This window comes from Reyranella sp., assembly GCF_004296935.1.
GTDB lineage: Bacteria > Pseudomonadota > Alphaproteobacteria > Reyranellales > Reyranellaceae > Reyranella.
Window position 1 is genome coordinate 1 of sequence record NZ_SCVH01000067.1, and the last position, 21,274, is coordinate 21,274.

General features: G+C 66.6%; 25 protein-coding genes. 18 read left to right on the forward strand and 7 right to left on the reverse strand.

Features of this window, described 5'->3' with window-relative positions; translation table 11 throughout:
• The first annotated feature begins 93 nt into the window (after positions 1-93).
• From EPO55_RS08645 to EPO55_RS08665, 5 genes are read left to right on the forward strand one after another with little or no spacing between them, the layout of a single operon-like run.
• A complete protein-coding gene (locus EPO55_RS08645; protein WP_296336233.1) occupies positions 94-1,533 on the forward strand; it encodes an amidase in 1,440 nt (479 codons plus the stop codon).
• A gap of 17 nt (positions 1,534-1,550) precedes the next feature.
• Complete coding sequence (locus EPO55_RS08650) at positions 1,551-2,453, forward strand: ABC transporter substrate-binding protein (protein WP_296336234.1); 903 nt, start codon at positions 1,551-1,553, stop codon at positions 2,451-2,453.
• A gap of 13 nt (positions 2,454-2,466) precedes the next feature.
• Entirely contained in the window at positions 2,467-3,165 is a 699-nt protein-coding gene (locus tag EPO55_RS08655) for a hypothetical protein (RefSeq protein WP_296336235.1), read from the forward strand.
• 11 nt (positions 3,166-3,176) lie between these two features.
• Positions 3,177-3,581 (forward strand): DUF1801 domain-containing protein, encoded by a 405-nt coding sequence (locus EPO55_RS08660; protein ID WP_296336236.1) that lies wholly within the window; start codon positions 3,177-3,179, stop codon positions 3,579-3,581.
• Between the two features lie 12 nt (positions 3,582-3,593).
• Positions 3,594-4,139 carry a hypothetical protein gene (locus EPO55_RS08665; protein ID WP_296336237.1) on the forward strand — a complete coding sequence of 182 codons (546 nt, stop codon included), beginning with the start codon at positions 3,594-3,596 and terminating at the stop codon, positions 4,137-4,139.
• Between the two features lie 82 nt (positions 4,140-4,221).
• Here the strand turns inward: EPO55_RS08665 and EPO55_RS08670 are convergent, their stop codons facing one another.
• Entirely contained in the window at positions 4,222-4,602 is a 381-nt protein-coding gene (locus tag EPO55_RS08670; RefSeq protein WP_296336238.1) for an addiction module antidote protein, read from the reverse strand.
• Positions 4,603-4,869: 267 nt separating this feature from the next.
• Here EPO55_RS08670 and EPO55_RS08675 point away from each other — a divergent pair, with 267 nt between their 5' ends.
• The 6 genes from EPO55_RS08675 (at position 4,870) to EPO55_RS08700 (ending at position 8,381) form a co-directional block, all read left to right on the forward strand.
• Entirely contained in the window at positions 4,870-5,208 is a 339-nt protein-coding gene (locus tag EPO55_RS08675) for a hypothetical protein (protein ID WP_296336239.1), read from the forward strand.
• Between the two features lie 80 nt (positions 5,209-5,288).
• Positions 5,289-6,212: a hypothetical protein gene (locus EPO55_RS08680; protein ID WP_296336240.1), complete on the forward strand. Its 924-nt coding sequence runs from the start codon at positions 5,289-5,291 to the stop codon at positions 6,210-6,212.
• Between the two features lie 11 nt (positions 6,213-6,223).
• Positions 6,224-7,195 (forward strand): tripartite tricarboxylate transporter substrate binding protein, encoded by a 972-nt coding sequence (locus EPO55_RS08685; protein ID WP_296336241.1) that lies wholly within the window; start codon positions 6,224-6,226, stop codon positions 7,193-7,195.
• A gap of 81 nt (positions 7,196-7,276) precedes the next feature.
• Complete coding sequence (locus EPO55_RS08690; RefSeq protein WP_296336242.1) at positions 7,277-7,678, forward strand: DoxX family protein; 402 nt, start codon at positions 7,277-7,279, stop codon at positions 7,676-7,678.
• A gap of 5 nt (positions 7,679-7,683) precedes the next feature.
• Positions 7,684-8,022, forward strand: a complete 339-nt coding sequence (locus EPO55_RS08695) for a Lin0512 family protein (RefSeq protein ID WP_296336243.1) — start codon at positions 7,684-7,686, stop codon at positions 8,020-8,022.
• A gap of 14 nt (positions 8,023-8,036) precedes the next feature.
• On the forward strand, positions 8,037-8,381 hold the full coding sequence (locus tag EPO55_RS08700; RefSeq protein ID WP_296336244.1) for a Lin0512 family protein: 345 nt from the start codon (positions 8,037-8,039) through the stop codon (positions 8,379-8,381).
• On the opposite strand, the gene EPO55_RS08705 is transcribed toward EPO55_RS08700, so the two are convergent.
• The 5 genes from EPO55_RS08705 to EPO55_RS08725 form a co-directional block, all read right to left on the reverse strand.
• A complete protein-coding gene (locus EPO55_RS08705) occupies positions 8,378-8,605 on the reverse strand; it encodes a hypothetical protein (protein WP_296336248.1) in 228 nt (75 codons plus the stop codon). The genes EPO55_RS08700 and EPO55_RS08705 overlap by 4 nt on opposite strands.
• Before the next feature lie 49 nt (positions 8,606-8,654).
• Positions 8,655-9,179 (reverse strand): UGSC family (seleno)protein, encoded by a 525-nt coding sequence (locus EPO55_RS08710; RefSeq protein WP_296336249.1) that lies wholly within the window; start codon positions 9,177-9,179, stop codon positions 8,655-8,657.
• Positions 9,180-9,193: 14 nt separating this feature from the next.
• The gene (locus EPO55_RS08715) at positions 9,194-10,249 is read right to left on the reverse strand and encodes a hypothetical protein (RefSeq protein ID WP_296336250.1); all 1,056 of its coding nucleotides are present in this window, start codon (positions 10,247-10,249) and stop codon (positions 9,194-9,196) included.
• A gap of 82 nt (positions 10,250-10,331) precedes the next feature.
• Positions 10,332-11,246, reverse strand: a complete 915-nt coding sequence (locus EPO55_RS08720; protein WP_296336251.1) for a LysR family transcriptional regulator — start codon at positions 11,244-11,246, stop codon at positions 10,332-10,334.
• Positions 11,246-12,325, reverse strand: coding sequence for an LLM class flavin-dependent oxidoreductase (locus tag EPO55_RS08725; RefSeq protein ID WP_296336252.1), 1,080 nt, complete (start codon positions 12,323-12,325; stop codon positions 11,246-11,248). The genes EPO55_RS08720 and EPO55_RS08725 overlap by 1 nt, the downstream gene beginning before the upstream one ends.
• A gap of 97 nt (positions 12,326-12,422) precedes the next feature.
• Between EPO55_RS08725 and EPO55_RS08730 the strand changes: the two genes are divergently transcribed.
• Complete coding sequence (locus EPO55_RS08730; RefSeq protein WP_296336253.1) at positions 12,423-14,036, forward strand: gamma-glutamyltransferase; 1,614 nt, start codon at positions 12,423-12,425, stop codon at positions 14,034-14,036.
• On the opposite strand, the gene EPO55_RS08735 is transcribed toward EPO55_RS08730, so the two are convergent.
• The gene (locus EPO55_RS08735; RefSeq protein ID WP_296336254.1) at positions 14,033-14,365 is read right to left on the reverse strand and encodes a DUF4286 family protein; all 333 of its coding nucleotides are present in this window, start codon (positions 14,363-14,365) and stop codon (positions 14,033-14,035) included. The genes EPO55_RS08730 and EPO55_RS08735 overlap by 4 nt on opposite strands.
• Positions 14,366-14,441: 76 nt before the next feature.
• Here EPO55_RS08735 and EPO55_RS08740 point away from each other — a divergent pair, with 76 nt between their 5' ends.
• The 6 genes from EPO55_RS08740 to EPO55_RS08765 all read left to right on the forward strand — a co-directional run bounded on the left by EPO55_RS08740 (position 14,442) and on the right by EPO55_RS08765 (position 21,094).
• A complete protein-coding gene (locus EPO55_RS08740) occupies positions 14,442-16,034 on the forward strand; it encodes an ABC transporter substrate-binding protein (protein ID WP_296336256.1) in 1,593 nt (530 codons plus the stop codon).
• A gap of 95 nt (positions 16,035-16,129) precedes the next feature.
• On the forward strand, positions 16,130-17,065 hold the full coding sequence (locus EPO55_RS08745) for an ABC transporter permease (protein WP_296336258.1): 936 nt from the start codon (positions 16,130-16,132) through the stop codon (positions 17,063-17,065).
• A 29-nt stretch (positions 17,066-17,094) separates the two neighbouring features.
• The gene (locus tag EPO55_RS08750) at positions 17,095-17,916 is read left to right on the forward strand and encodes an ABC transporter permease (RefSeq protein WP_296336282.1); all 822 of its coding nucleotides are present in this window, start codon (positions 17,095-17,097) and stop codon (positions 17,914-17,916) included.
• The gene (locus tag EPO55_RS08755; RefSeq protein WP_296336283.1) at positions 17,895-18,890 is read left to right on the forward strand and encodes an ABC transporter ATP-binding protein; all 996 of its coding nucleotides are present in this window, start codon (positions 17,895-17,897) and stop codon (positions 18,888-18,890) included. The genes EPO55_RS08750 and EPO55_RS08755 overlap by 22 nt, the downstream gene beginning before the upstream one ends.
• Positions 18,883-19,863: an oligopeptide/dipeptide ABC transporter ATP-binding protein gene (locus EPO55_RS08760; protein ID WP_296336259.1), complete on the forward strand. Its 981-nt coding sequence runs from the start codon at positions 18,883-18,885 to the stop codon at positions 19,861-19,863. Before EPO55_RS08755 ends, EPO55_RS08760 begins: the two co-directional genes overlap by 8 nt.
• A gap of 16 nt (positions 19,864-19,879) precedes the next feature.
• Positions 19,880-21,094: an adenylate/guanylate cyclase domain-containing protein gene (locus tag EPO55_RS08765; RefSeq protein WP_296336260.1), complete on the forward strand. Its 1,215-nt coding sequence runs from the start codon at positions 19,880-19,882 to the stop codon at positions 21,092-21,094.
• Positions 21,095-21,274: the final 180 nt, after the last annotated feature.

The window sequence follows — 21,274 nt, forward strand, 5'->3', positions numbered from 1 at the left end:
CTCTTGAATCCCCGACTGACTGTAGGAGCGACGCCTGACGCGGGCAACAACGATGGCCTATAACTTCGCGAAAGGAAGAAGGGGGATCGTCTCTTGCCCACGCAGGATTTCGCCGGCCGGCCTGTCGCCGATTTCACAAGAGCCTTCACCGGCGGCAAGGTCGCCGCCCGCACCATCGTTGAGGGGCTGCTGGAACGCTGCAAGCGCGCGGCGCCCTACAACCCCATCGCCACGCTCGATGCCGAAGGCGCACGCGCCACCGCCGATGCGCTCGATGCCCGCAGGAAGCACGGTACAGGCTTCGGGGCGCTGGCCGCGGTGCCCGTCTCGGCCAAGGACCTGATCCTGACCAAGGGCCTGCGCACCGCCTTCGCCTCGTTCACCATGAAGGACAACGTTCCCATGGTCGACGCCAGCGCCATCGGCCAATGGAAGGCGGCCGACGCCGTGCTGTTCGCCAAGACCACGACGCCGGAGTTCGGCCACAAGGTGCTGACCGACAGCCGCCTGCACGGCATCACGCGCAATCCGTGGAACCGCGAGCACACCAGCGGCGGCTCGAGCGGCGGCGCCGCCGTCTCCATTGCGCTCGGCCTCGGGCCGATCGCCATGTCGACCGACGGCGCCGGCTCCGGTCGCATTCCCGCCGCCTGCTGCGGCGTCTACGGGCTGAAGGCAACGCTCGGCCGCGTACCGCACGAGGTGCCACCCGACCAGTTCGGCCAGCTCACCTATCTCGGCGTGATGGCGCGCCATCCGACCGATCTCGGCGCCGGGCTCGCTTCGATGTCGCGCGGCCACCCCGACGATCCCTGGACGCTCGCCATCGGCCGCACGCCCTTCGCCTGGCCGCAGGACACCGGCGAACATCCGATCGCGGGCAAGCGCATCACCGTGATCCGCCGCATGACCGGCGGCTATCTCGATCCCGATACCGAAGCCAGGCTCGACGCCGCCCTCGCCTTCCTCGACCGGCAGGGCGCGCGCATCAAGGAAATGGATGGCCGCGAGGTCGATTGGAAGCTCGACGTTGCCCGCATCATCCTGCGTGCCAACCAGATCGAGCGCTTCGGCGACATCCTGAAGAACCGCCGCGGCGATCTCGATCCGTCCTTTGCAAAGACGCTCGACGAGGGTGACGCCGTCGACGCCATCATGCTGCGCCGGGCGCTGGTCGACCGCACCACCGCCTACAAGTCGGTACAGCGACTGTTTGGCGACTGCGACCTCCTGCTGACGCCGACGGTGGCCACGCCGGCACCGCTCGCCACCCAGGACCAGTTCGCGCCCCTGGTGGTCGACGGCAAGCCGATCGGCGACCTGCGCGCGGCCTGGTACACCTACACCATCCCCTTCAACATGACCGGCCATCCGGCGATCAGCATTCCCTACGGCCGCTCGAAGGCCGGACTGCCGATCGGCCTCCAGTTCGTGGCGCCGTGGTACGCCGAGGCGCATCTCATCGCGTTGGCCGAGGCTTTCGATGCCGAGACGCACGCCTCGGCGCTCTTTCCGCCGGGCTTCGCCCCATAAGGATCACGCCGGCCATCATGATCAGACTGTCCGAGAATTTCCGCGCCCTGTTCTATGCACCCTTCTATGCCACCCAGGCGACCGGTGCTTTCGCGGCGGCGGGCGTGGAAGTGGCGATGATCCCCTCGCCCAGTCCCGGGGCGGCCGTCGCCGTGCTGCGCGCCGGCGAGGTCGACGTGATGTGGGGCGGGCCGCTGCGCGTCATGATGCTGCACGACCAGGAGCCCGGCTGCGACCTCATCTGCTTCTGCGATGTCGTGGCGCGCGATCCCTTCTTCGTCATCGGCGCAAAACCCAAACCCGACTTCAGGTTCGCCGACCTCGTGGGCCTGCGCGTCGCCACCGTCTCCGAAGTGCCGACACCCTGGATCTGCCTGGCAAACGATCTCCGCGGCGCCGGCGTCGATCCGGCCGCGCTCGACCGCGTCGACGACCAGACCATGGCCGAGAACGAGGTCGGCCTCGCCGCAGGCTCGCTCGACGCCATACAAGTGTTCCAGCCCTATGCCGAGCGGCTGATCGCCTCGGGCGCCGGCCACCTCTGGTACGCCGCCGCCACCCGCGGCCTCACCGCCTACACCACCCTGGTGACGCGCCGCGATGTCCTCACCGAGCGCGCCGAGGAGTTGGAGCGCATGACCCGCGCCGTCCACCGCACCCTGCGGTGGTTCGCGAAGACGCCGGCCCTTGAGATCGCCGGCCTCCTGAAGGACTATTTCCCGGACCTGCCGACGCCGATCTTCGCCGCCTGCATAAATCGCTACCGCGCGCTCGGCCTGTGGGGCCCCGATCCGATCATCCGTCGCGAAGGATATGAGCGCCTGCACGCCGCGATGCGCGCCTCCGGCGCACTCTCCCGCGACATCGCCTTCGCGGCCTGCGTCGACACCGCGATGGCCGAAAAGGCCGTGCGCGCGTAGACTGCCAACACCGATGCATCTGCACCTGCCCACGCTCGACCTCGTCAGCGTCTTCGCGACCCTGGTCGCCGCCGGCGTGTCGCTGCTCGCCTGGTACCGCTATCGCGACGCCGTCGCACTGCGCAGCTGGGCCGCCGCCCTGGTGCTGGGCGCCGTCGGCGCGCTGCTGTTCAGCCTGCGCGAGCCCTCGACGTCGGCCGCCCTCTTCGTGACGGCCGACAGCCTCTGCGTCGCCAGCTTCGCCACCATGTGGCTGAGCATGCGCCGCTTCAACACCAGCAAGGCGACGCCGCTGCGCATGGCGATCGTCGCCGCCGCCATCACCTCCGTCTTCGTCCTCCTGGTCACCTTCAGCTGGCAGATGGGCGCGGCGCTGCGCGCGCAGTCGCTGGTGTTCTCGCTGTTCGTCGGCGGCCTCGCGCTCGCGACGGCCTGGGAGACCTGGCGCGGCGGCCGGCAGGACGGCCTGCGGAGCCGCCGCATCGCCGCCGCGGCGCTGGCCGGCATCGCCGCCGCCCGCCTGGTCCGGGTGGCGCTGCTGGGGCTTGACTGGCTCGACATCGTCGAGCCGCACACCGCCGACAGGGCCTGGGGCTACGGCCTCTACGTCAGCACCGTCTGCGTGCTGGTGGTGACCTTCGGCCTCGTGCTGATGGCGACCGAGCGCTATGAGCAACAGGTCGCCCGGCAACTCGACGGCCGCCGCGCCTAGAAGCGCCTGTCGTGAAGAAAACCCTCTCAGCCGCCGGTCCCGATGCCACCCCCGATTCCTACGTGAGCGCGCTCCGCGGCTGGCGCCGCGACTGCGTCGAGACGCTGCGCGCCGCCGTTCGCTCGGCCGCGACCCTGGATGAGGCGATCAAGTGGGGCCATCTCGTCTATTTCGCGCGCGGCCCCGTGCTGCTGATCCGCGCCGAGGAGGAGCGCGTGCTGTTCGGCTTCTGGCGCGGCCAGCGCCTGCGCCTGATCGAGCCCCGGCTCAAGCCGGGCGGAAAGTTCGAAATGGCCACGCTGGAGATCGGCAAGGGCATGATCGTCGACGCCTTCACCGCCCGCCGCCTCGCTGCGAAGGCCGTCGCGCTCAACAAGGCTCTCGGCGATCCGACCAAGGCGACGTTGCGGGACTAGACGGCCACTCCCGTGACCAACTTCCATGACACAAGCGCCCTGCCCGGCCCTGCTATCTTGCGCAGCGAGGTAGACGTTGCGGCGTTCATCAGAGCCAGCAATGCGCGGATTATCATGCTCGATGGTCGCCCCGGTCACGGCAAAACCTTCCTGATGAAGCGGCTCCGCACTCAGCTCGCGTGCGCTGGGTTGGATGCCGATGACTATGTGGCCAAGAAAACTGACAAATTCGTTGGAGCGATCCGCACCGACGAGCTTCGCGGAGACATTGAACGCGAGCTGGCGCCTGCGGATCGAGTGATAATCTCGTCGGTATGTGCTGGGCTGCTCATCGAAAAGCTGAGCCTTTCACCAGCCATTCTCATCTATGTAAAGAAAACGTCAGACGTGCGCTATGAAAGCATCGTCAGCCAGCCGGAGATTGACCACGATGCGCCGCACGAAGGCGAGTACATCAAGCCTGGACTACACACTGAGGTCGAAAACTATCACCGCACGTTTAATCCTCGGGGAAAGGCTGACGCTTTGTACTATTGGCCGGAGTCTCTCGAATTTTAGGTCATAAACCCCGGCGGTTAGCCAGTGCGCGACCGTCGAGGCGAACGCCGCTCGCCTCGGTCATCAGCGGGTTCACTGACGCTCAAGCCACACTTCGAACGCGCGCGGCGTTCTTGGTCGATCCAACCTTCAACCCCCTATTGCGTGCGCGAGTGATCTTCATGGGACGGCCAGTGGCTATCGACGGCAATGCCTTGAGGTCGAGCTTGAGGGTCCTGAGAACGCTCACAAACGTCGTGAGCTTTGGATCGCCACTTTTGGTGAGCGACTTGTAAAGGGCCTCTCTGGTTACACCGGCGCCGCGAGCTACTTTCGACATGCCGTGGGCCCGGGCGATGGTTCCAAGAGCATTGGCGATGTACGCGACATCTCCGGTTGCAAAGGCATCATTGAGAAGGTCGACCTGATCCTCAGTGGAGCGGAGGTATTCCGCTGGGTCGAATGATAGGGTCTTGATTGCCATGGAAATGGTCGCTCCTGATGGTAGTGATCGTCAGATACGCATGGTGGCGTTCCTTCTGATTGGCCGGCTCTTCCAGCCGACCATGGCAACAAGGTATCTGTCACGGCGAATGCACAAAACAGGCCGATCGAGGTGAGCCGGCAGGTCCTGTTCCGGCGCCGTGCCAGCAAAATGACAGCATCGATGCGGGCCGACCGCCAACATAGGCCTATTGACACTATCCTCTTGTTCCTATAAATCCTACTCCGGAACCGAAAGGAGTTTTCGATGAACCCCGTCCGCCCGGCCGACGACGGCAAGCGCGTCGCCTTCCTCTACGAGCTGCTGCTCGGTGCCAACGCCAGCCTTGCCGCCGCCCAGGCGGGCCTCAACCGCGGCACGGCCTATCGCTGGAAGCTCGAGGACCCGGAGTTCGCGGCCCTGTGGGCGGAGATCGTGGCGTCCAGGCCGCGCCGCCGCGACTTCCGCCGCCGTCTGCTGGAGTGCGTCCCGGGACGCATGAGACGACGTGAAACGAGTCAGTTGGCGTCTCACGGGACGATGCCTGGCACCTCGCCGAAAGCTGCATGGGACAAGGATTTGGGGCTCGCCTTCGAGGTCCGGTGATGACGCCAACCCTTGTCTCACTGACTCGCCGCCGTATCGGCCCGGTGTTAGGGTCTGCGCTCAACGAACGGGGGAATTTCATGCGGGCGATTTGGGCAGGGCTTGGCTCGGCATTGATGGTGGTCGGGCTGGCGATCGGGTCCGCGGGGAGCGCGTGGGCGCAGGACGGGCTGCAGCGCTTCGAGAAGGAACTGAAGCCCCAGCTCGAGCTCAAGAGCTTCACCTACAAGACCGGCACCGCGGTGGGCACCTCGGGCTTCGTGCTGACCGACGTGGTCGCCGTCGTGCCGGCCAACGCCGCGACCGGCGACAAGGAGAGCACGGTCAAGATCGAGAAGATCGCGGTCGACGCGCTCGACTTCGACCGGCTGAAGAAGGACGCCAAGGACGACGAGGCGCCGCGCTTCGCCAAGCTGAAATTCGAGGGCATGACGGGCGACGACGAGATCTTCACCGCGCTCGCGCCCTACGGCGTGCCGAAGGTGCCGGTCGACATCGCGCTCGACTATGCGATCGACGGCAAGGAAAAGGTGCTGACGCTCAAGACCCTGGAGATCAACCTGCGTGGCCAGGCGAAGATCACGGTGTCGCTGGTGGTCGACGGCATCAGCGACAAGTCGAGCGCCATGGACGACGGCAAGCTGCGCACCGCCTCGCTCACGATCGACGATTCCGGCCTGATCGCCAAGGTGCTGCCGGCGATGGCCAAGGAGGAAGGCATCAAGGCGCAGGAGATGGTCGACACGGCGCTGGGCGCGCTCCAGGGCTTCGCCACGATCCAGGGGCCGCCGACGCTGAAGGCGCTCGATGCCGTGGCCTCCTTCGTCGCCGACTGGAAGTCGCCCAAGGGACCGCTGGCGCTGGGGCTGAAGCCAACCAAGACGGCGGGACTGGAAGACCTCGACAAGATCATGAAGCCCAATGCCCTGGTCGACCTGTTCGGCTTCACCGCCACCTATCCCGCGACCAAGGCCGGCGCCGCCAAGGCCGGACCGGCCAAATAAGGAGAAGCAAGATGAAGCGGCGCGGCCTTCTTCTCGGCGCGGCGTTGCTGCCGATTCTTCCGGCAGCCGCACAGGAGACCTATCCGTCGCGGCCGATCCAGATGATCGTGCCGTTCCCGCCGGGCGGCGTGGCCGACATCACCGGCCGGCCGGTGGCGCATGTCATGGGAAGGCTGCTCAAGCAGTCCGTCGTGGTGCAGAACAAGCCCGGCGCCGGCGGCTCGGTCGGTGCCGCCCTTGCCGCCCGCGCGGCGCCGGACGGCTACACGCTCCTGATGGCGCTGTCGTCGATCTCGGTGCTGCCGGTGGCCGATCGCCTGCAGGGCCGGACGCCGGCCTATGAGCTCGACCAGTTCGCGCCCATCGCGCTCATCAGCGCCGATCCCACGGTGCTCGTGGTGAGCGGCGACGGGCCCTATAAAACGCTGAAGGATTTCGTCGAGGCGGCCAAGGCCAAGCCGGACAAGATCAACTACGGATCGTCCGGCGTGTACGGCACGCTGCATGTGGCGATGGAGATCTTCGCCACGGCCGCCGGCATAAAACTGTTCCACATCCCCTACCAGGGCGGCGGACCGGCGGTGGCGGCCCTGCTGAGCGGCCAGATCGACGCGCTGGCCTCGGGACCGTCGGCCGCCATCGGCCAGATCAAGGCGGGCAAGATGCGGGCGCTGGCGGTGTGGGGCGACAAGCGGCTCGCGTCGCTGCCCGACGTGCCCAGCATGAAGGAGCTGGGCTACGACGCCACCTTCTATATCTGGTCGGGACTCTTTGCGCCCGCCGCCACGCCGGCGCCGATCCTCGCCACGCTCCGCGACGCGGCCAAGCGCACGGTCGCCGATCCCGAGTTCAAGGAGGCGATGGCCAAGGTCGAAACGCCGATCGCCTATCTCGACGCGCCCGAGTTCGCGGCCTTCGTTGCCGCCGACGCCAAGCGGCTGGCGGCCGCGGTCGAACGCATCGGCAAGGTGCCGGAGAAGTAACCAGGTCACCGGCGGCGCGCTTGCCGCGATGGACGGCCGCCGCCACAGTGATCCCAGTTGGTTTTCCGGGGAGACATCACGATGAATTTCGACGCGATCGCGACGGCCTGGGCGCCGCGCCTGCTCAGTGTGCTGCGGATCATGGCCGGGCTGTTGTTCCTGCAGCACGGCACCGCCAAGCATTTCAAGATCCCGGTCGTGCCGATGTTCGCCAAGCTCGAGCTGATGTCGCTGCCGGGCATTGCCGGCGTGATCGAGATCGTGGGCAGCCTGCTTCTGATCGTGGGCCTGTTCACGCGCACAACGGCGTTCGTGCTCTCGGGCCTGATGGCCGTGGCCTACTTCATCGCCCATGCGCCGCGCGGCTTCTACCCGATCCTCAACGCCGGCGAACTGGCGGCGCTCTACTGCTTCGTCTTCCTCTATATCGCCGCGGCCGGCCCCGGCCCGTGGAGCTACGACGCGATGCAGAAGAAGAAGTAGCGGCAATGGCGCTGAAACGCGTGGCCCTCGAGATCGGCATGGGCACCGACATTCGCGGCGGCGACTACACCAAGGCCGCCGTCCGCGCGCTCCGGGACGCGCTGTGGCACAACTCGCTCACCGTCGCGACGGCGCTCGGCAAGTCGAGCGACGACATGCAGGTCGAAGTGCTGATCGGCGTGCCCAAGCCCGACCAGGTCGACACCAAGCAGGTGCTGGCGGTGCTGCCGCACGGCACCGGCACGGTAAAGGTCTTCGAAGGCGGCCTGGAGATTCCCAACGAAGCCGGCACCGACAAGACGGTGATCGCGCAAGCGGCCGCCATCGTCCGGCTCGACTTTTAGGCGGGAGGACGATCATGGCCGCCAGACGCGTCATCCTCGAACTCGGCACCGGCAACGACCTGCACGGTGGCGACTACACCAAGGCCGCGCTGCGCGCCGTCCAGGACGCGCTGCATCATTCGTCGCTGGCGATGATCCGCACGCTGAAGGTCAACCCGAAGACGGACATGTTCGTCGACGTGACCATCGGCGTGCAGCAGCCTGACAAGGTCGACGTCGAAAAAGTGCGCGCCTCGCTGCCGCACGGCATCGTCACGGTGAAGGTGGTGAAAGGCGGGCTCGACGTCGCCGATCCCGACAACAACGACCCGGCGGTGATCGCCAGTGCCGCCGTCGCCGTCCGGCTGGAACTGCCCTAGCTGCTGGCCTTGTTGCGGCCGTAGAACAGCAGGCCCGCGCCGACGACGACGGCGATGACGCCGGCGATGGACGGGATCGGAATGGTGCGCTGCTGATCGGCCGTAACCTTCAGCGGACCGGCATCGACGATCACCGTCTTTTCAGTGAAGGAGATGTTGGCGATCAGAAGGCCCGCGACGCCGATCGCGATCAGGAGGACGCCCAGGACAGCAATTGGTTTCATGTCAGCTAAACGCCCGCGCTGACGAAAGGTTGCGTCCGAAAACCCCGATTCAGGGCCGCAACAGCAGCTTGCGGCCCTGCTCGATCGCGGTTCGGGCCATGGTGCGCAGGCCGTCGTCGGTGGCGCTGCTGACCGGATGGCCGATCGTGGCGAAGGCGTAGTCGGGCATGCCGAGCACGCGGCTCATCATCTCGGCCGCGCTCACGAACCGGGTGGTCATCACGCTGAAGGCGGGAATGCCCAGGCGTTCGGCTGTCACTGAGTCGTGCAGACTGCACGATGAACAGCTGCCTCAATCCCCGAGGCCGGAGACGACGGCATCCCAGCCCTTGATCTCGTCGACGATGTGCTTGTCGGCGGGCGCGCTGTAGTTCGACTTGGTGCGGCTCACGACCCTGGCGACGCCGTATTCCTCGCGCAGCATCTGGTCCAAATGCTTGAAGAAGCCCTTGGTGCCTTCCTTGCCGTTGGAGATGAAACCGATGGTCTTGCCCTCGAGCGTGTCGAGGCGCGGCGCCAGCCTGCCGGCGGGCGGCGCCTTCTCGGTCGTGGGATCCAGAACGCGGAAAGTCATCGTATGCCTCTTGGTTACTTCTTTGGCGGTTCGCAATCGATGCAGACACCCAGGGGGAGCGTCACGGCATGGCTCTTGTTGCCGAGCCAGGGCGGAATGACGGCGCCGAAGCCGCCGGCAGGTCCACCGGCGGCGACGACCAGGAGCTGGTCGGGCGATTCCATCGCGGGATAGACGCTGTCGCCGCGATCACGTACCACCGCGCCCTTGCCCACCTCGGCCCATTCGCGGCGATGGATACGCGCCCGCTCGTGGATGAACTGGGCGATATCGGTCTTGGTCCAGCCCGCGGCCTGCAGATGCTCGCGCAGCTGCTTGGGAATGATCAGCGCGTAGTTGCCGGGATGGATCGAATAATGCCGCAGGTTGGCGCGCATCTCGGCCGCGAAGGTTTCCAGGATTTCCTCGGGCCTGGTCGTCCACTCGTTCATGAGCTGGCGCGGCGCGCCCGCCGCCATTACCGTCACCGACGACGCGCCCTTGGGCACACCGCGCTGCTCGGCCAGCGGCAGCCACGACGAATCCTCCTCGTCCTCGGCCAGGCAGTAGCTGAACTTGCCGGGGTGACCCAGCGTCGAGCGGTCGATGACGCCGGGCCGCACGTCCATCAAGTTGATAAGACAGAGGCGGACCGCGCGGCCGATGACGGCGGTGGCGCGGTCGCTGTTGCCCAGCGCGTTGAAAGTGCCGCTGGCGCCGAGTTCGAGGCGAATGGGTCCATTCAGCACCACCAGCACGGCGCAGCCGCCGGTGCTGGCGGTGGCGCCATGCATCAGGAACTCGTCCTGCATCATCGCCATCCAGGCGGTGACCACGACGGGAAAGTGCATCGGCAGGCAGCCGGCCATCACGGCATTGATCGCGAGCTTCTCGGCGGTGATGGCGAGCCCGCGCACCGGCTCGATGCCGATCAGCTGGTCGGGCGGCATCATCGCCCAGTCGAGGCAGGCTTCTACGGCGTCGGCCGTCGGCGGCACGATCGGCAGGCCGTCGGTCCAGCCGCTGCTGTGATAGAGCTCCTGGACGGCCGAGATGCTGTCGGCGTCGTAGACCCTGGATGCCAGCTGCACGTTATACCTCCAAGCCAAGCATAGTCCGCGTCGGCGCTATGCCAAGATCAACCTGATAGACAGGATTGTTGCACAATCCGCATCAATCGGATTTGGGCCATTCGCGGCGCAGCAAGGCCATGAAGCCCGACGCAACGGGCGTGGGCTCGCGCTCGCGCAAGGCGATCAGGCCGAGGCGACGCACCAGCTTCGGCTCAGCCAGCGGAATGAAGCGTAATCCCCGGACCAGTGGGCCGCGGGTGGCCCCGCCGGGCACCACGCCCACGCCGACGCCGGCGCCCACCAGCGCCAGCAGGGTCGCGATCTGGTTCACAACCACCCTCTGGTGAAGCTGTAGACCCGCCGTCACGGCCGCGGCATCGATCGTGCGGCGCGTGCGCGATTCGGTGGGCAGTGCCACGATCGGATGCGCGGCGAGCTCGGCCAGACTGACGCTGCGCCTGCCGGCAAGTTTGTGGCGGGCCGGCACGACGGCATGGAAGGTCTCGCGGCCCAAGGCGGTGCCGACCGCGAAGTCGGGCAGTTCATCGACATAGCTGATGCCGAAATCGGCGACGCCGCTGCGCACATCGTCGAGGATCGACGCATAGACGCCCTCGCGCACATGGATCTCGACACCTGGTCGGTCGCCGCGATAGGCCGCGATCATCTGGGGCAACCGACCGACCGCCACCGACATCACGCACGAGATCACCACCAGGCCACGCCGTTCCTGCGCGACCTCGCGCACGCTTTGGACGGTGATGCCGAGATCGTTCAGCATGCGCTCGGCAACGGCTGCGAACTCGCGCCCCGCTGCCGTGATCTGGACCCGGCGCGTGCTCCGCTCGAAGAGCCGCACGCCGAGTTGCGTCTCGAGCCGCTTCAGCATGCGGGTGAGCGCCGGCTGGGAAATCCTGAGCCGCGCCGCGGCGGCGACGAAGCTGCCGTACTCGGCCAGCGCCAGCACCGCCTCGAGCTGGCGGGCACCGACATCGGGAAGTGCCGCGCGCGCCATCAGGCCGCGAGCATGCGCTCGCGATTGCGTTCGCGCAGGATCGGCATCACCCATTTGCCGAAGCGTTCTGCCTCCTCGTCGTGCAGGTAGCCCGAGAGACAAAAGGAATGGCAGCCGAGGTCGATGAACTTCTGCAGCGTGTCGGCGCACTGCTCGGGGTCGCCGACCACGGCAATGCCGGCGCCGGGCCTCACCTGGGTGATGCCGGTCCACAGATGCGGCTCGATGGTCTCGCCGATCGCCGCCAGTTCGCGCACGCGGCGGTTGGCTTCCGACGTCGCGAAGCGCTCCTTCACGAAGGCCTTCTGCGCCTCGCTGGCATGGGCCACCAGCCCATGCGCGAAATCCCAAGCCTCCTTCTCGGTCGGCCGGCACACGACCTGCAGGCGCATGCCGAAGCCGATATCGTTCTCGCGGCCATGCCGCGCCGCCATCGCCCTGATCTCCACCATGTTGGCCCGGATGCGCTCATAGGTGTCACCCCAGAAGAGATGCACGTCGGAATGCTTGGCCGAGATCTCCCAGGCCTGCTTGCTGCCGCCGCCGAGATAGAAGCGTGGATGGGGCTGCTGCAGCGGATAGGGCCGGATCTGCGCACCCTTCAACTGATAGAACTTGCCATCGAAGGTCACGGGGCCACGCGTGGTCCACAGCGCCTTCAGGATCGAGACCTCCTCGTCCATGATCTCGTAGCGCTCTTCCTTGCCCCACTTGACGCCCTCGGAAGCGTTCTCGGCCTCGCTCTGGCCCGCAATCAGGTTGATGCAGATGCGGCCGCCCGAGAGCTGGTCGAAGGTGGCGATCATCTTGGCCAGCAGCACCGGATTGACATAGCTCGGCCGGGCCGCCACCAGCATGCGCATCGACTTGGAGCGCGCCACCATCATGGCGCTGGAAATCCACGCCTCCCAGCAGGCTGTCTGCACCGGCACCAGCATGTATTCGAAGCCCGCCGTCTCAGCGGCCGCTACGATCTTGTCGAACAGCGGCAACGAGGGCGCCACCTGCGCACTCGCCAGTCCATAGGCCGTGGTGTCTCCGGCGGTTGGCAGGAACCAGCCGAATTCTAGTCTGCGCATGAGCCCGTTTCCTCCTGCGGGGCAGCTTAGCGCAATTCGCTCTGGCCGCGACCGTGCCTAATCGGCACGATCCGCCGACTTTGGAGAAGGATGAAGCATGTTGCAGCACGGCAAGCGCCCGACCATCACATCGCGTCACGGAATGGTGGCAGCGGCCCATCCGCTGGCGGCGGCGACCGGTGCCCGCATCCTGGCCAACGGCGGCAACGCCTTCGACGCCGCTGCGGCCACGGCGGCGGCGCTGAATGTCGTCGAGCCCTACATGTCGGGCCTCGCCGGCCAGGGCATGGCGACCTGCTATGTCGCGGCCGAGAGGCGCGTGCGCTCGCTCAACTTCATGACGAGGATTCCACGCAAGTTCCCGCTCGATCGGCTGAACGCACGCGCGCAGATCCTGCGCGGCCCCATTCCCGTCGGGGCGCCGGGCAATCTTGCTGGCTGGTGCGAGATGGTGGGCACCTACGGCACGAAGAAGCTGCCCGAGCTTTTCGCGCCGGCCGTCGCGATCGCCCGCGACGGCTTTGCGCTGATCGAATTCAACGTCGAGGAGATCGGCGGCGTCGCGCCGGAACTCCGGGGCCAGTCCAAGCTCTATCCCGAATGGTCGCGCACCTATCTCGAAGGCATCGGCGGCGGCAAGCCGGCGCTGGGCGCCGTGCTGAAACAGCCCGATCTCGCCAGGACATTCGAAGCGCTCGCGGCCGAAGGGCCCGGCCTGCTGTATGGCGGGGCGCTGGGCAAGAAACTGATCGAGCGGCTGGGCGAACTGGGCGGCTGTCTCACCATGGACGATCTGATGGATGCCAGGACCGAGTGGATCGATCCGGTATCGGTCACCTATCGCGGCCGCACCGTGCACGTGCCGCCGCCACCCTGCGAGGGTTTCCAGTACCTGCTCACCTTGCGCATCCTCGAAGGCTTCGACCTCGCCGCGATGCCGCGCAACGGCATCGAGCATGTCGACACCGTGCTGCGCGCCATCCGGATCGCCGCGGGAGTCCGCATCGCCAACGGTGCGCCATCGCCGCAGAAGCTCGCCGAGCTGCTGTCCGAGGGCCATGTCGAGAGCCTGCGTGCCCGCGTGCGCGACGGCAAACCCATCGATGGCGCGACCGAGCAGTGGACGCCGCCCCCAGGGAATACGGCCACCGAAGGCCACACCACCTCGTTCTCGATCGCCGATAGGCACGGCAACATGGTCTGCGTGACGCAGAGCCTCGGCGCCGTGTTCGGGTCGGGCGTCGTCGTGCCGGGCACCGGCGTCTGTCTCAACAATTTCCTCTACTGGGCCGACGTGACCCCCGGCAGCCCCAACCGCGTGAAGCCGGGCGACGCCATGCCGATCTGCGTCGCTCCTTCGATCGTGACGCAAGACGATAGGCCTGTGCTGGCGCTCGGCACACCCGGCAGCTACGGCATCCTGCAGACCCAGCCGCAGGCCTTCGTGCAATACGCCGACTACGGCCTGCCGTTGCAGCAGGCGATCGAGGCGCCGCGCGCGCGCCTGACGGACGGCCGTGCCGTCCTGCTGGAGTCGCGCGTCGAAGCCGACGTCCATGCCGAACTGCGCAAGCGCGGCCACGACCTCACCAGCGGCCCGGATTGGACCATGAAGGTGGGCGGCATGCAGGGCGTGGCGGTCGATCCCACGACCGGCACCTTCACCGGCGGCTGCGATCCGCGGCGCGACGGCTATTGCGTGCCGGCCTAAGCGAGCCCGACGACCACGCGCGTCTGCGAGCGCACATGGGGTGCAAAGCGGCCCCAGCCGCGCATGGCCGCGAACTCCTTGGTTTCAACAGCCGCGGGCGAGTCGAGTTCGTAGACCGTGGTGTACAGTCTCGCAGAAGTACGCCTGCCCTGCCCGCGATCACTTTCCGAAATCTCTCCGGACGTGAGGTAGCGGCGACCGGCGAGGACGCCTGGGCAGGCCAGTGCGTCAGGCAGATGGACGTCGTCGTACCAGCGATTCCAGTCGGTTTCGACCGAGACATCGACTTCGGCCGTCACGATCAGCAGACAATTTGGCAGGGCGGTCATTCGGCATTCCTCTTGCACGGAAGCGTCGGGCACTATGGAATGCAGTCCAAGCAGAACTTCAAGAGGGGATGGTAAAATGCGTAAACTGGCATGGCTCGCCGCCGCAATCGCCGTGGTCGGCGCCGGCGCGGCCGAGGCGCAGCAGACTCCACGCAAAGGCGGCACGATCCGGATGACAGCGCCCTACGCCGCGAGCTTCGGCAGCCTCGACCCGCATTCGACGCCGCGCGCGCAGGACGACATCGTCAACAAGGCGATCCACCGCACGCTCTACAACTGGGATACCGCCGCCGGAAAGCTGGTGCTTGAGCTGGCGAAGTCCGTCTCGGCATCGGCCGACGGCCTCACCTACACCTACAAGCTGCGTGACGACGCCTACTTCCATAACGGCCGCAAGATGACGGCCGACGACCTGATCTACTCCTACACGCGCCTCATGGACGGCAGCAAAGGTTATCCCGGCGCGCGCTATGCCCGCCTGATCAAGGGCGCGGTCGACGTCGAAAAGGGCCAGGCCAAGGAAATCTCCGGCCTGAAGAAGATCGACGACTTCACACTCGAGATGACGATCACCGACCGGGTCGATCCGGGCTACTACTTCTTCGCCGGTTCGACGGCGATCCTGCCCAAGGAAGAAGTCGAGAAAGGCAACTTCGCGTCAGCGCCGGTCGGCCTCGGGCCATTCAAGTTCAAGGAGCACATTCCGGGGTCGCGCGTCGTCACCGAGCGCTTCGACAAATTCTACAAACCCGGCAAGCCCTACCTCGACCGGCTCGACGTGATGATCATGGCGGAAGCCGCGGCGCGCGACGTCGCCTTCCGCAACAAGGAGATCGACACCTCGATCCTGGGGCCGGCCCAGTACGTCGCCTATCGCGCCGATCCGCAGCTTTCCAAGGGCATCCTGGAAGTCGCGGAGATGTTCACGCGCGCGATGACGATGAACCATGAGTCCATCAAGCCGTTCCAGGACAAGCGGGTGCGCCAGGCGATCGCCTACGCGATCGATGCCGACCTGATCATCAAGCGCCTGGTCAAGGACAAGGCCTATCGCGCCACGAGCTGGCTGCCGCCTGCGTCGGCCGCCTTCGACAAGACGGTGAAGCCCTATCCGTTCGATCCCGAGAAAGCCAAGAAGCTGCTGGCCGAGGCGGGCTACCCCAACGGCTTCGAGTTCGAGCTGACGACCAGCCAGAACGAGAGCTGGGGTCTGCCGATCGTCGAGGCGATCATCCCGATGCTGGCCAAGGTCGGCATCAAGCTGAAGCCCAAGCTGGTCGAGGTCACGGTGCTGACCGAGATCGCGATGAAGGGCGATCATCAGGCCTACATCGGCTCGAACCTGACCGGGCCCGACTCGCTCGCCACGCTGCGTTGCTATTATTCCAAGACGCCGCGCACGGCCTGCAACTACACCGGCTTCAAGAACCCCGCGTTCGACAAGCTGCTCGACGATGCCGCCCAGGAAGGCGACATGGCCAAGCGCGACGATCTCCTGAAGAAGGCCAACAACCTGCTCTACGACGAAGCGCCGGTGTGGTTCTTCAACTACAACAAGGCGGTGATGGCTTACCAGCCGTGGGTGCACGGCCTGCAGGCGAACCCGACCGAGATCACGCACCAGTACCCCGAGGACATCTGGGTCGACGCCAGCTCGCCGGCCAAATAGCGGCAGCAGAAAGCAAAGGATCCCTCGCGATGCTCGGGATGACACCGCTGTCGTCATCCCGAGCGTCAGCTAGGGACCTTTTAGAGTCCTTGTAAATGCTTCTCGTCCTCGGCCGCCGCCTCGCCAACGTCGTTCCGACGATGCTTGCCGTCGTCGCCCTCGTCTTCCTGCTGTTCTCCGTCCTGCCCGGCAGCTTCATCTCGGGCATGAACGAGGACGGCCGCTCGACCATCGATCCAGCGGTGATGGAGCGCATGCGCAAGGAGATGGGCCTCGACGACCCACTGCTCGAGCGCTTCGCCAAGTACGTCGGCCATACGGCCATGGGCGATCTCGGCACGTCCTTCCGCACGCGCGAGCCGGTGACCAAGATGCTCAGCACCCGCATCTGGCCGTCGCTGAAGCTCGTCCTCGCCGCCATGACCTTCGCCATCCTGGTCGGCGTCACGCTGGGCTTCCTCGCCGCCCTCAGGCCGGGCAGCTGGATCGACACCGCATCGATGGTCGGCGCCATCTCGGGCCTGTCGCTGTCGCAGTTCTGGTTCGGCCTGATGCTGATGTACCTGTTTGCGCTCAAACTCCAGTGGCTGCCGAGCTTCGGCTACGGCGACGGCGGGTTGCGCCACATCATCCTGCCCGCGGTCGCCCTGGGCGTCGGCCCGATGGCGCTGCTTGCCCGCACGACGCGCGCCGCGGTGCTCGACGTGCTCAATGCCGACTTCGTCCGGACCGCGCGCAGCAAGGGCATGAGCGAGCGCCGCGTCGTCGAATGGCATGTGCTCCGGAATGCCCTGGTCCTCGTCATCACCATCGTCGGATTGCAGTTTGGGTCGCTGATGGGCCAAGCCGTTGTCGTCGAGAAGCTGTTCGCCTGGCCGGGCGTCGGATCGCTGATGGTCGACTCGGTCTTCCAGCGCGACATGCCGACCGTCCAGGGCTGTATCCTGATGATCGTGCTGTTCTTCCTCGCCATCAACACGCTGGTCGATCTCGCCTACGTCGTGATCGATCCCCGGATTCGCTACCGATGAGCATCGCCATCAAGCTGCCACGCCTCCGGCTGAAGGGCGGCATGTCGCTCTGGGTCGGCGGCAGCCTCGTCGGCATTGCCATCTCCGCCGCGATCCTGGCGCCGTGGATCGCGCTCACCGATCCGGTGATGGACGCCAACCTGATGAACGCCGAGATCCCGCCCGGCTGGGAGTATCCCTTCGGCACCGACGCCCAGGGTCGCGACATCTACTCGCGCATCGTCTACGGCGCCCGCATCTCGCTCAGCGTCGGCATCATCAGCCAGATCTGCAACAGCCTGATCGGCGTCACGCTGGGACTCACGGCTGGCTATTGGGGTGGCTGGTGGGACGACCTGGTGAGCGGCCTCACCAACCTGATGCTGGCGATCCCCTCGCTGGTCTTCGCGCTCGCCATCATGGCGATCCTCGGGCCCGGCCTGGTGAGCCTGGTGATCGCCTTGGGCCTTACGAGTTGGTCCTATTCCTGTCGCATCGCGCGCGCCCAGGTGCTGTCGCTCAAGAGCCAGGGTTACATCCAGGCCGCGCGGATCCTGGGCTACGGCGACCTGCGCATCATGTTCACACAGGTGCTGCCCAACATCCTGGGACCGCTGATCGTGATCGCCACCCTGGGCATGGGCGGCGCGATCCTGGCCGAAGCGGCGCTGTCGTTCCTCGGCCTTGGCATCCGGCCGCCCTTCCCGAGCTGGGGCAGCATGCTGTCGGAGGCGCGCGACCAGATCACGACGGCGCCCTGGCTGTCGGTGTTCCCCGGCCTCGCGATCTTCTTCACCGTGCTCGGCCTCAATCTCTTGGGCGACGGGCTGCGCGACATTCTCGATCCGCAATCAACGACGAGACGGACGTGAACACGCCCCTGCTTAAAGTCGACAACCTGCGCATTGCGCTGGCCGGCGATGGCGTCACCTACAACGCCGTCGAGAACGTGTCGTTCGAGATCGGCCGCGGCGAGGCGTTCGGACTGGTAGGCGAATCGGGCTGCGGCAAGAGCATCACCGCGCTTGCCGTCATGGGCCTGTTGCGCCGACCGCTGTCGCTCGGCGGCGGCAGAATCGTGCTCGATGGCCAGGAGATCCAGGATGCGCCGGCCGCCGAGATGCGCCGGCTGCGCGGCAAGCGCATCGCCATGATCTTCCAGGAGCCGATGACGGCGCTCAATCCACTGTCGCCGGTCGGCAAGCAGATCGCCGAGATGTTCGTGCTGCACGAGGGTGCCAACTGGCGGGACGCGATGGACCGCGCCGAGGAAGCGTTGCGCCAGGTCCGCGTGCCCTCTCCCGAGCGTCGCATCAGGGACTATCCGCACCAGCTCTCGGGCGGCATGCGCCAGCGCGTGATGATCGCCATTGCGCTCGCCTGCGGGCCCGACCTGCTGGTCGCCGACGAGCCGACCACGGCGCTCGATGTGACGGTGCAGGCCGAGATCATCGACCTGATGGCCGAGCTGTGCGCTGCCAAGGGCACAGCGGTCCTGATGATCAGCCACGATCTCGGCCTGGTCGCCAACATGTGCAAGCGCGTGGCGGTGATGTATGCCGGCCGTATCGTCGAAAGCCAGGTGGCGGACGCCATCTTCGCCACGCCCAGCCATCCCTATACGCAGGGCCTGATCGATTCGCTGCCGCGGCTGGGCGAACGCGCCCGGCGCGGCCGCCAGCGGCTGACGGAAATCTCCGGCGTCGTGCCGTCGATCCAAGCCTACCCGTCCGGTTGCCGTTTCAATCCGCGCTGCCCGGCCGTCACCGATGTCTGCCGCTCCTCGGCGCCCGATATCACGGCACTGCCGGCCGATGGCCTCGTGAGGTGCCACCATCATGGCTGAGTCGCTGCTCACCCTCGACGACCTCGCCGTCCATTTCATGGTCGGCAGCGCCTTCGCCGGCGGGGTGAAGACTCTGAAGGCGGTCGATGGCGTCACGCTCGAGGTCAAGGCCGGCGAATGCCTCGGCCTCGTGGGCGAATCAGGTTGCGGCAAGTCGACCCTGGCGCTCGCCATCATGGGCCTGCTGTTGCCGACGCGCGGCCTCATCCATGTCGACAGTCAGCAGATTTCCGGCAGCACGCCGCCCGACCGCATGGCGATGGCGCGCACGGTTCAGATGGTCTTCCAGGATCCCTATGCCTCGCTCAACCCGCGCCAGACCGTGCGCCGGACGCTGGCCGATCCGCTCCGCCTGCACGGCGTCAACGACAAGGCCGAGGTCGAGGCGCGTGTCATGGACATGATGGCCAAGGTCGGACTCCGGCCCGAGCACGCCGACCGCTATCCGCACGAGTTTTCCGGCGGCCAGCGCCAGCGGATCGGCATCGCCCGCGCCCTGATCCTGAAGCCGAAGCTGGTGATCTGCGACGAGCCGGTGTCGGCGCTCGACGTGTCGATCCGCGCCCAGATCATCAACCTGCTGCTCGAGCTGAAGGACGAGATGGGCTTGGCCTACATCATGATCAGCCACGACCTCGGCGTAGTCGAGCATGTGAGCGACCGGGTCGCGGTGATGTATCTCGGCCGCATCGTCGAGCAGGGCGGCTGGCAGGAAATCTTCGAGGACCCGCGTCACCCTTATACGCGCGCGCTGATTGCCGCGATCCCCGACCCGTTCCATCGCGCCGCCGCCACGATCGCCAAAACCAAGGCAAAAGGCGAGATCGCAAGCGCGCTCAACCCGCCCCCGGGCTGTCATTTCAATCCGCGCTGCCCGATGAAGGCCGACGTTTGCGTGGCCGACGCGCCGTTCCTGGGAACCGTCGGGCCGGGGCATTTGGCCGCTTGTCACTTCCGCGACCGCGTGAGTTGATAGGGACGGCAGTCCCATGAAAGACACCGACATCGTCCGTATCGCCGGCTGGGTGGTTCGCCGTGGCCTGGCCGGCATGGCGGAAGAGGACCTGCTGCGCGAGTTCTGCGAGAAGTGCCGCGCCGCCGGCCTGGAAGTGTCGCGCGCGATGGCCCTCATCGACACGCTGCATCCCGTCCATGAAGGCCGCGTCTTCCGCTGGCGCGACGACGCATCGAACGATCCTGCCATGGTCGAATACGGCCGCAGCGACCAGGGCGAGGGAGCCGTAGCGTGGCAGAGCAGCCCGTTCTTCCATCTCCTGCAGGCCGGCGAGGAAGAGATGCGGCTGCGCATCGGCTTCGGCGAAACCGCCGATTTCCCGGTCGTCCAGGAAATGAAGGATGCCGGCCACACCGACTACCTCGTCTTCGTCCATCGCTTCGCCGACGACAATGCCATCGGCGAGATGGACTGCGTCTACTCGTCCTGGGTGACACGCCATCCCGAGGGTTTCAGCGATGCCGCCCTGGTGGCGTTGCGCCGCCTGGTGCCGCCGCTGGCGCTCGCCATCAAGGCCGCCGCGTTGGCGCGCGTGGCCGGCACGCTGGTCGACGTTTATCTCGGCCGCGACGCCGGCAAACGCGTGCTGAGCGGCCGCATCCTGCGCGGGGTCGCCGATCGCATCGACGCCGTCCTGTGGTTCTCCGATCTGAGCGGCTACACCAGGATCACCGACACCGCGCCGCCGGACGAGGTGATCCCGCTCTTGAACGACTATGCCGAAGCGGTCATCACCGCGGTCCAGCAGGCCGGCGGCGAGGTGCTGAAACTGATCGGCGACGGCACTTTGGCGATCTTCCGCGCCGAGGATCCGGCAAAGGCCAGCGCCAAGGCGCTCCGGGCCGAGGCCGACATGCGCGAGCGGGTGCGTGCACTGAACGAACGGCGCCGAGCCGAGGAACGGGCGGTCACCTCGGTCTACGTCGGCCTGCACATCGGCGAGGTTTTTTACGGCAACGTCGGCAGCATCGACCGGCTCGACTTCACGGTCGTGGGGCCGGCGGTCAACGAGACCAGCCGCATCGCCTCGATGTGCCGCTCTGTCGACCGTTCCGTCCTGGTATCCTCGGCGCTGGCGGATGCGCTGCCGTCCGCCGACCGCGCGCGGCTGGTCTCAGTCGGCCGCTTCGCGCTCCGCGGCGTCGGGCGCGCCCAGGAATTGTTCACCCTCGATCCCGAGGCGCTATAGCGGCGGCAGCAGTTTCGGTGCTGCGAAACATCATTTCAGAGAGCGTGCGACACCGCCGGCCGGTTCGATCGGCACTTGCCGACCCGACTTCCGCTATTCGGCTTGCGCCGGGACCCTCCCGACGCCTACGATGACAGCAATATCAAATCCGCCCAACGAGGCGGCAGTCCTTGGGAGGAC